Source organism: Dactylosporangium sp. NPDC005555 (genome assembly GCF_040605635.1).
In the GTDB taxonomy this organism is placed as follows: domain Bacteria; phylum Actinomycetota; class Actinomycetes; order Mycobacteriales; family Micromonosporaceae; genus Dactylosporangium.
In genome coordinates this window covers 110,332-118,903 of the sequence record NZ_JBEXDG010000031.1, presented here as the reverse complement: position 1 = coordinate 118,903, position 8,572 = coordinate 110,332, and the positions used below count along the sequence as shown (strand labels likewise).

Annotated in this window: 7 protein-coding genes; 4 read left to right on the top strand and 3 right to left on the bottom strand. The window is 74.5% G+C overall.

From position 1 onward, the window contains the following. Positions 1 to 191 precede the first annotated feature (191 nt). From ABZS58_RS30595 to ABZS58_RS30580, 4 genes are all read left to right on the top strand, one after another. Positions 192 to 1,100 (top strand): dihydrodipicolinate synthase family protein, encoded by a 909-nt coding sequence (locus ABZS58_RS30595; protein WP_354786687.1) that lies wholly within the window; start codon positions 192 to 194, stop codon positions 1,098 to 1,100. A 28-nt stretch (positions 1,101 to 1,128) separates the two neighbouring features. Beyond that, positions 1,129 to 1,842, top strand: coding sequence for an SDR family oxidoreductase (locus ABZS58_RS30590; protein WP_354786686.1), 714 nt, complete (start codon positions 1,129 to 1,131; stop codon positions 1,840 to 1,842). Further along, positions 1,839 to 2,825 carry a sugar kinase gene (locus tag ABZS58_RS30585; protein WP_354786685.1) on the top strand — a complete coding sequence of 329 codons (987 nt, stop codon included), beginning with the start codon at positions 1,839 to 1,841 and terminating at the stop codon, positions 2,823 to 2,825. Before ABZS58_RS30590 ends, ABZS58_RS30585 begins: the two co-directional genes overlap by 4 nt. A gap of 134 nt (positions 2,826 to 2,959) precedes the next feature. Then, positions 2,960 to 4,249 (top strand): methyl-accepting chemotaxis protein, encoded by a 1,290-nt coding sequence (locus ABZS58_RS30580; RefSeq protein ID WP_354786684.1) that lies wholly within the window; start codon positions 2,960 to 2,962, stop codon positions 4,247 to 4,249. Positions 4,250 to 4,612: 363 nt separating this feature from the next. On the opposite strand, the gene ABZS58_RS30575 is transcribed toward ABZS58_RS30580, so the two are convergent. Genes ABZS58_RS30575 through ABZS58_RS30565 form a run of 3 tightly spaced genes read right to left on the bottom strand, consistent with a single transcriptional unit; the run spans position 4,613 to position 8,484 of the window. After that, a complete protein-coding gene (locus tag ABZS58_RS30575; protein WP_354786683.1) occupies positions 4,613 to 5,791 on the bottom strand; it encodes an MFS transporter in 1,179 nt (392 codons plus the stop codon). A 39-nt stretch (positions 5,792 to 5,830) separates the two neighbouring features. Further along, positions 5,831 to 6,634, bottom strand: coding sequence for a YhjD/YihY/BrkB family envelope integrity protein (locus ABZS58_RS30570; protein ID WP_354786697.1), 804 nt, complete (start codon positions 6,632 to 6,634; stop codon positions 5,831 to 5,833). Then, positions 6,634 to 8,484: an anthranilate synthase family protein gene (locus ABZS58_RS30565; RefSeq protein ID WP_354786682.1), complete on the bottom strand. Its 1,851-nt coding sequence runs from the start codon at positions 8,482 to 8,484 to the stop codon at positions 6,634 to 6,636. Before ABZS58_RS30565 ends, ABZS58_RS30570 begins: the two co-directional genes overlap by 1 nt. Between the last annotated feature and the right edge of the window lie 88 nt (positions 8,485 to 8,572).

Sequence of the window (8,572 nt, the reverse complement as noted above, 5' to 3'; positions counted from 1 at the left end):
CCGCCGGAGCGCAGCGGAGGTGGCGGCATGAGCGGCCAGCGCAGCGGCTCGGGCCGCTCATCGGCACGGCAGTCATGGCTCAGGCCGACGCCGGAGCGCAGCGGAGGTGGCGGCATGAGCGGCCAGCGCAGCGGCTCGGGCCGCTCATCGGCACGGCAGTCATGGCTCAGGCCGACGCCGGAGGTGGCGGCATGACCCGCTCCGCCGACGTGCGCGGGCTGATCCCCGTGCTCGCCACCCCGTTCCACCTCGACGGCTCCCTCGACACGGACAGCCTGCGCCGGCTCGTCGAGTTCTCCGTCGCCGCGGGCGTCTCCGGCGTGGCTGTGTTCGGCTTCGCCAGCGAGGGATTCTCGCTGACCGCGGCCGAGCGGGCCTCGATCCTCGCCGTCGTGCGGGCCGCGCTCGGTCCCGCGCTGCCGATCGTCGCGGGCGTGTCGGCGACCGGCACCGGCGACGCGGTCGACCAGTGCCGCGCCGCGGCCGACGCCGGGGCCAGCGTCGCCATGCTCATCCCGCCGTTCATGGTGAAGCCCTCCCCCGCGCAGATCGTCGACTTCTACGGCACGGTCGCGGCCGCCGGCGGGCTGTCCGTGATGGTGCAGGACGCGCCTGCGTCGACCGGCGTGAACCTGCCGGTGCCGCTCATCGTCGAACTGTCCGAACTCGACGGTGTCGACTCGGTGAAGGTGGAGACCCAGCCGACCGCCCCGAAGGTCGGCGCCGTCATCGAGGCGACGGCCGCGGACTTCCTCGTCCTCGGCGGGCAGAACGCGCTGTTCGTCCTGGAGGAGTACACCCGGGGCGCCGTCGGCACGATGCCCGCAAGCGAGTTCCCGGACCTGCTGGCGCCGGTCCTGCGTGCGTATGACGCCGGGTCGCCGGCGGAGGCGCGGGCCGGGTTCAACCGGCTGCTGCCGCTGATCCGTTTCGGGCTCCAGCCGGGCATCGCGTGGTCGATCCACAAGCACGTCCTGCACCGGCGCGGCATCATCGCCTCCACGACGGTCCGGGCACCCGCGGTGGACGCCGACCCGGCCACCCTCGCCGCGCTGACCGTGATCCTGGACGACCTCGGCATCACGGGCCCGGCACAGTGAGCGGCGCTCGCGTCATGGGGGGCCTGTGATGAGGGGCGTGCTCGTCGTCGGGGCGACGTCGCCGATCGGGCTGGCGATCGGGCGGGCGTTCGCCGGTGAGCGGGTCGCCGGCGCCGCCCTGGACACCACCGACGACCCGGCGTTCGAGGCGAGCTGGGCCGCCGACTGCTCCACCGCCTCCGGCGCGGCCGGTGTGGTGCGTCGGGCCGCCGACCTGTTCGGGCGGCTCGACGTGCTGGTCCTCGCCGCCGCGGTGATGCCGGTCGCGGCCGCCGAGACCCAGACCGACGACGAGTGGCGCTCGGCGATCGACGTGACGCTCTCCGGCGCCTTCTACGCCTGCCGGGCGGCGCTGCCGCACATGACTTCCGGCGGCAGCATCGTCGCGGTCACGTCCGTCAACAGCTTCCTCGCCGCGCCGGGCCTCCCCTCGTACGCCGCGGCCAAGGCCGGCCTGGACGGTCTCGTGCGGCAGCTCGCCCTCGAATACGGACCCCGCGGCATCCGCGTCAACGCCGTCGCCCCCGGCCTGATCGGCAACGAGGACCTCCCGGCCGCCGCCGAGGGCTACCCGCTCGGCCGGGTGGGCCGGCCGGAGGAGGTGGCTTCCGCGGTCGCGTTCCTGGCGTCCCCGGCCGCCGGGTTCATCACCGGCGTCTGCCTGCCCGTCGACGGCGGGCTGTCGATCGCCTCCCCGGCCGCGTTCCTGCGCCCCGACCTGCGCGCCAGGTGGCTCGCATGACCGCCGCGCCGCCGACCGCCGTGCCGCTGACCGCCGCGCCGCTGACCGCGCCGATGACCGCGCCGCTGATCGTCGGGCTCGGGGAGGCGATGGTGCTCTTCCAGCCCGCCGACCTCCTCCCTCTGGAGGAGTGCGGGACGGCGTCGGTGCACGTGGCCGGCGCCGAGCTGAACCTCCTGGCCGCGGCGGCCCGGGCGGGTGCGCGGGCCGCCTTCTGCAGTCGCGTCGGCGACGACCCGTTCGGGCGGCGGGTCGTCGCGGCCGCCGCGGGGCTCGGCGTCGGGACCGGGCTCGTCACCGTCGACGGCGGCCGGCCGACGGGCGTGTTCATGAAGGACGTCCGGCCCGACGGCGCCCGACGGGTGCACTACTACCGGGCCGGTTCCGCCGCCTCCGCCCTCGACGAGGCGGACGCCGGCCGTGCGCTCGCGGCCGGACCCGGCCTGGTCGCGGTGTCCGGGCTGACCGCCGCGCTCGGCGACGGCCCGCGCCGGGCGGTGCTCCGCCTAGCGCGGGAGGCACACGCGCGGGGTGTGCCGGTCGCCGTCGACCCGAACCTCCGCCCCGGGCTCGACGCCGCGGTCGAGGTCGCACGTGCGTTGCTGCCGATGACGACGTACCTCCTCCTCGGGATGGACGAGGCGGTGCCGCTCTTCGGCACGGACGACCCCGCCGCGGTCTTCGCGCTGGCCAAGGCCGCCGGCGTGCGCGAGGTGGTGCTGAAGGCCGGCGCCGACGGCTGCTGGCACGAGGGCGACACGCCCACCCACCTGCCGTCCGTGGCGGTGCGGGTGGTCGACCCGGTCGGCGCCGGAGACGCGTTCGCCGGGGCGTATCTCGCCGCCCGCCTCGCCGGGACCGGCCCTCGGGGGGCGGCCTGGCTGGGCACCCGCTTCGCGGCAAGGGTGGTCGCCACCGCCGGGGACACCGAAGGGCTGCCGTCTCCTGCCGAGGTCACAGCCCTGCTCACGGGAGCCGGTTGAGGCTTGCACGGCGGGCCGGGCGTTCTGGTGGTACATCCGCCGATCGAGCTACAGAACGGCGTTCGCCGGCCGATGGACGGTTGGGTCCTGCTGAAAGGGCCGCGTGGTCGACCGTGCAGAGGAGCGTCAACGTCATGCCCGGAATCCTCGCCTGGCTCATGCCGAAGGTCCGGCTCAGCGACGCTGCCTTCCAGTCCAGGCACAGGGCGCTGCGGCTCGTGCTGGTGCTGCATCTGCCGGTGCTCGTGCTCATCAGTGTCCTCAACGGGCACTCGATCATCGGCGGGCACACGCACGGCGGCGCGTGGCTCGTGTGGTCGGCGAACGCGGGTGTGCTCGTCTGCGCGGTCGCCGGCAGCGTCGCCCGGAGCAGGCGCGGCGCGGCGGTCGCGGTGTCGGCGGGGCTGTTCTTCGCCGCCGCGGCACTCGTGCACGCCGGCAACGGCCTCACCGACCTGCACTTTCATTTCTTCGTCGTGGTGGCGCTGGTCAGCCTGTACCAGGAATGGGTGACCCTGCTGACCAACGTCGTGCTGGTCGCGGCGCACCACGTGCTCGTCGCCCTGACGATGCCGGAGATGTTGTTCAGCAGTCCGCAGGCGCGCGACCATCCGATCCTGTTCGCGTCGATGCACGCCGGTTTCGTGGTCGCGATGTGTCTGACGCAGCTGGGGTACTGGAGGTTCTCCGCGAACGCCGAGGCCGAGGCCGACGCCGACAGGGCTCGTGTCGCCGCGGAGAACCAGACGGCGCTGCGGGCCGCCGCCGACGACGCCACCAGCCGCGAGGAGGCGGCGGCGAACAACGCCGCGGAGCAGGTCGCGCACAGCGAGCGGCTCGGGCGGCGGCTGGAGACGGTGCTCGCCGACGTCGCCGACGCCGGGGTGCGGCTCGGCGCCGAGGCGGGCGCGGCGATGGAGTCGTTCGAGGAGAAGCTGGCCGTGATGACCGGCTCGGTCCGGGGCGCCGTCACCGACGTCGAGGCGGCGCTCAGCGACTCCAACCACGCGCGGACCGTCATCGGGGAGCTGGAGACCTCGATCGCCGACATCGCCACCGTCGCCGGGCTCATCCAGGCCGTCGCCGACCAGACGAAGCTGCTCGCGCTGAACGCGACGATCGAGGCCGCCCGCGCCGGCGAGGCCGGGAAGGGTTTCGGCGTGGTCGCCAACGAGGTCAAGGATCTCGCCGCGCAGACCGCCGCCGCGACCGGCCGGATCGAGACGACGGTCGGCCAGGTCACCGCCGGCGCGCTCGCGGCGGCGACCGCGGTGGGCGAGGTCGCGGACCGGCTCGGCTCGGTCGCCGCCGCCCAGCGCGAGGTCGAGGCGTCGCTGCACGAGCAGACCAGCCTGGCCGCCACGACCCGCGGCTCGGTGGCCGCCGCCGCGGAGAAGGTCAGCGCGACCGCCCGCCGGCCCTGACCGCACCGCCGTCCGGGAACGGGCGACCCCGGGCATCGCCGGCGGCAGGCCAAGGCAGCACGGGCAAGGGGCGGAACACGCCGAGCAGGCCACACCGCCGGGGCACCGCGGGAGGGTCAGGCCGGGCACGTCACGCGCCCCGGCACACGGATCAGACAGGGCACATCACACGGCCCCGGCACACGGATCGAGCAAGGCACATCGCACGCCCCGGCACGCGGATCAGACAGGGCACGCCGCACGGCCCCGGCACGCGGATCAGGCAGGGCACATCACACGCCCCCGGCACGCGGATCGGGTGAGGCCCATCGCACGGCGCGGTGCGAGGGGTCAGCGGCGGCAGGCCGCGACGCAGGACCTGGGTCAGCCGGTGGCCGGAGCGGGGACCTCGGCGGCGGGGGCCGGGGACGACGTGCGGAAGGCGGGAGCCAGGGCGACGATCCCCACGGCGAGCACGGCCGGCACCACGAAGGCCAGGCGGAGCGACGCGCTCTCCGCGACCGCGCCGATCAGGCCGGCGCCGACGACGAAGCCCACGTAGTTGAACAGGTTGACGCGGGCGATCGCGACGCCGGTGCCGGCAGGGTCGAGGCGCCCCGCGGCGGAGAAGGACTGCGGGACGACGAGGGACAGGCCGATGCCGACGACGGCGAACCCGGCGATGCCCATCGGCGCGGACTGGGAGGCGGCGACGAGGCCGAGGCCCAGACCGCCGACGACGCCGCCGACGGAGACGACGCCGACGGGGCCGAAGCGGCGCACGACGAGGTCGCCGGCGGTGCGGCCGACGAGCATCATGGCCTGGTAGGCGGCGAGGCCGAGCGCGGCGACGCTGGTACTGGCGGCGAACGCGTGGTCGAGGAAGACGGTGCTCCAGTTGGAGACCGCGGAGTCGGCGATGAACATGAGCATCATCGCGACGCCGACGAGGATGACGGGCCGCCACGGAATGGCCGCGTCGGCGCCGGGCGGGACGTCGGCCACTTCGAGCGCGCGGGGAAGCTGCCAGGGGCCGGCCACCAGCGCCACGATCGCCCCGACGACCGCGACGGCGGCCAGGGACGCGGAGATCGACCAGCCGAGCCGGGAGGTGCCGGCGGTGGCGAGGGCGCCGAGGATGGCGCCGACGCTCCAGACGGCGTGGAACGAGTTCAGGACGGGTCGCCCGTACCGGCGCTCGACGCTGACCCCCTGCATGTTCATCGTGGCGTCGACGACGCCGAGCATGAGGCCGACGAAGGCCAGGGCCAGGTAGAGCTGCCAGGCCTGGCCGGCGAGGCCGACGGCGGTGATGGCGAGGGCGACGCCGGGGCCGCCGGCGCGCAGGACGGGCGAGCTGCCGTAGCGGGTGGACAGCAGGCCCGCGAGGACGCTGCCGACGCCGGCGACGACCGGGACGGCGAGCAGGACCAGGGAGAGCTCTCCGTCGGAGAAGCCGAACTTCTCCTGCAGGACACCGACCTGGGTCAGCAGGGCGGCGAAGCAGAAGCCCTGGACGAGGTAGGCCATGGCGACGCTGAGTCTTGCCCGGCGGTCCCGCATGACGACCCCCAATGATGAGAATTTCTCGGCAAGCTTGGTTCACGAGGCGGCGGAGCGCAAGGCCCACCACCGGGCGGCCTGCAGCGTCGCACCGTAGCCGATGAGGGTCAGCAGGTGGAACACGTACAGCCAGAGCAGGACGGCGACGACGGCGCCGATCGCGTCCAGGCCGCCGAAGGGCGCGCCGAGATCGAGGGGCAGCGACCAGAAGAGGACGAATCCGTGGGCGAACCCGGACACGTTCGCCGCCGTGAACGCGCCGACGGCGACCGTGGGGGCCCAGGCGGGGCTGGGCGGGGCGCACCACCGGTACACCATGACGAACGCCGGGCTGAGCGCCAGCCAGGTGGCGAGGAACGACACGACGACCGCCGCGACGCTCGACCAGCCGCCGTCCTGCAAGCGCCGTGCGGCGCCGGGGAGCACGAGGAGGAGGCCGAGCAGGAGGGCGGGGGCGGCGGCGAGGACGGGCAGGATGAGCAGCCGCCCGCGCCAGCCGGCGGGTGAGCCGGACTCGGTGAGGGAGACGAACGCGCGGCGCAGGCCTTCGCCGTACCAGGTGGCGGGGACCAGCGCGATCAGTGTCAGCGGCCACGACATGCCGAGGCCCGCGTCGACGAGGACGGCGGTGGCTCGGCCGGCGCCGAGCCGGTCGGGCATGGCGGCGATCACCGGGCCGGCCAGGTCACGGATCCGGCCGGCGCCGGCGATCAGCCCGGCGAGCCTGACGGTGAGCAGCGCGACGGGCACGACGGCGACCGCGCCGTAGAACGTCACGGCGGCGGCGTGCAGGTTGAGGTCCCGCCCGCGGAAGAAGAGCAGGACCACCCGCACGACTCGCATCACGCCCGCTCGGGTACCCACCGCGGACGGGAACCAAAAGCCGGCAGCAGCGTGGCGAGCAGCCCGCGCAGCAGGTCGATCCCGTCGGAGCTGAGGACGGACTCGGGGTGGAACTGCACGCCGGCGAAGGTGGGCCCGCGCAGTGCGTGGACGTCGCCGTTGGCCGGGTCACGGGACAGCTCCACCTCGCCGTAGGCGGTGCCGCAACGGTCGTGCGGGTGTGTGGCGGTGAAGGTGGAGTAGAACCCGACGGTCGCGGGCCGCCCGAAGAACACGATGTCGCGTTGCATGCCCTGGTACGGGTTGGCCTTGCGGCGCAGCGGCAGCCCCAGCAGCCCGGACAGCAGCTGGTGGCCGAGGCACACGGCGAGCGTGGGCGTGCCGGCGTCGAGCAGCCGCACGGCGATGGCCCGCATGGCGGCCATCTTCGGCTCCTCGGTCCGCCGCGGGTCTCCCGGGCCCGGCCCGAGCACCACCAGGTCGTAACCCTCCAACGACGTGACAGCCGTGTACTTCTCGAGGACGACGTCGAGGCCGAGGACCCGCAACTGGTGGTGCAGCATGCCGGTGAACGTGTCCTCCGCGTCGACGATGAGGACCCGCCGCCCGGCGAGCTCGGGCGCGTCGAGGGCCCGCGCCTGGTGGTCCCGCAGCCAGAACGGTGCGAGGGTGGCGTTGCGCGCGACGAGCGCCGCCTGCACGTCGGGGTCGGCGGCGAGCGGCGCCGCGGGCGGCGTGGTGCCGGCGGCGGAGGCGCCCAGCCCCAGCGCGGCCAGGACCCCGGCGGCCTTGGTGTGCGTCTCGGCGACCTCGCCGGCGGGCGTCGAGTGCCGCACGAGGGTCGCGCCGACCGGCACCCGCAGCCGGCCGTCGCCGGAGATGTCGGCGGTGCGGATGAGGATCGGCGCGTCCAGGGTCTGCCGGCCCTGCGCGTCGGAGCCGATGAGGGCGAGGACGGCGCCGTAGTAGCCGCGGCCGCGCCGTTCGTGGCGGGCGACGACCCGGCACGCGTTCTCGATCGGGCTGCCGACGACGGTCGGCGCGAACATCGTCTCCCGCAGCACGTCCCGCACGTCCAGTGCGGTGCGGCCGGCGAGGAGGTACTCCGTGTGGACGAGGTGCGCCATCTCTTTCAGGTACGGGCCGACGACCTGCCCGCCTTCGGTCGCGACGGTCGCCATCATCTTGAGCTCCTCGTCGAGCACCATCGACAGCTCGTCGATCTCCTTGCGGTCGGACAGGAACCGCAGCACGGCCTCCTTGTCCGGGTGCCGGACCGTGCCGCTGATCGGGTTCATCATGACGAGGCCGTCCTCGACGCTGACGTGCCGCTCGGGGGTGGCGCCGACCAGGGTCCGATCGCCGGTGTGCACGAGGAACGTCCAGTAGGCGCCCCGTTCGCGGGTGAGGAGCCGCCGGTACACGGCGAGCGCGGCGGTGAGCGGGTCACCCTCGACGTCCGCCTCGAACACCCGGTGGATGACGAAGTTGGAGCCCTCGCCGCGTCCGATCTCCTCGCGCAGCACCTCGGAGACGATGGCGGCGTAGTCGTCGTCGGACACGTCGAACCCGCCGTCGCGCAGCGCCACGGGGGAGGCCGGCAGCTCCTCGAGCACGGCGGCGACCGGATACGCGGCGCGCGAGGAGATCCGCAGCACGGACAGGGGCGTGCCGTCGTCGACGCACTCGAAGCCGCGCTCGCGCACCTGCCGGAACGGCACCAGCGACAGGGACTCCGACGGGATGCCGGCCAGGGACGAGACGGTGACGACGGTGCCGGAGAGCACCTCGACGACGTCGCGGCCCTCGCGGCGCAGCAGGGCGAACGGGCGGTTCAGGTCGGGCAGCATGCGGGTCGTCCCTCTCGAGGTCTGGCCGTCCTGGGCGGCCGGCCCCTGCGAGGAGGGAACGAAAAAGCGACCGCCGGAAAGGGCGGCC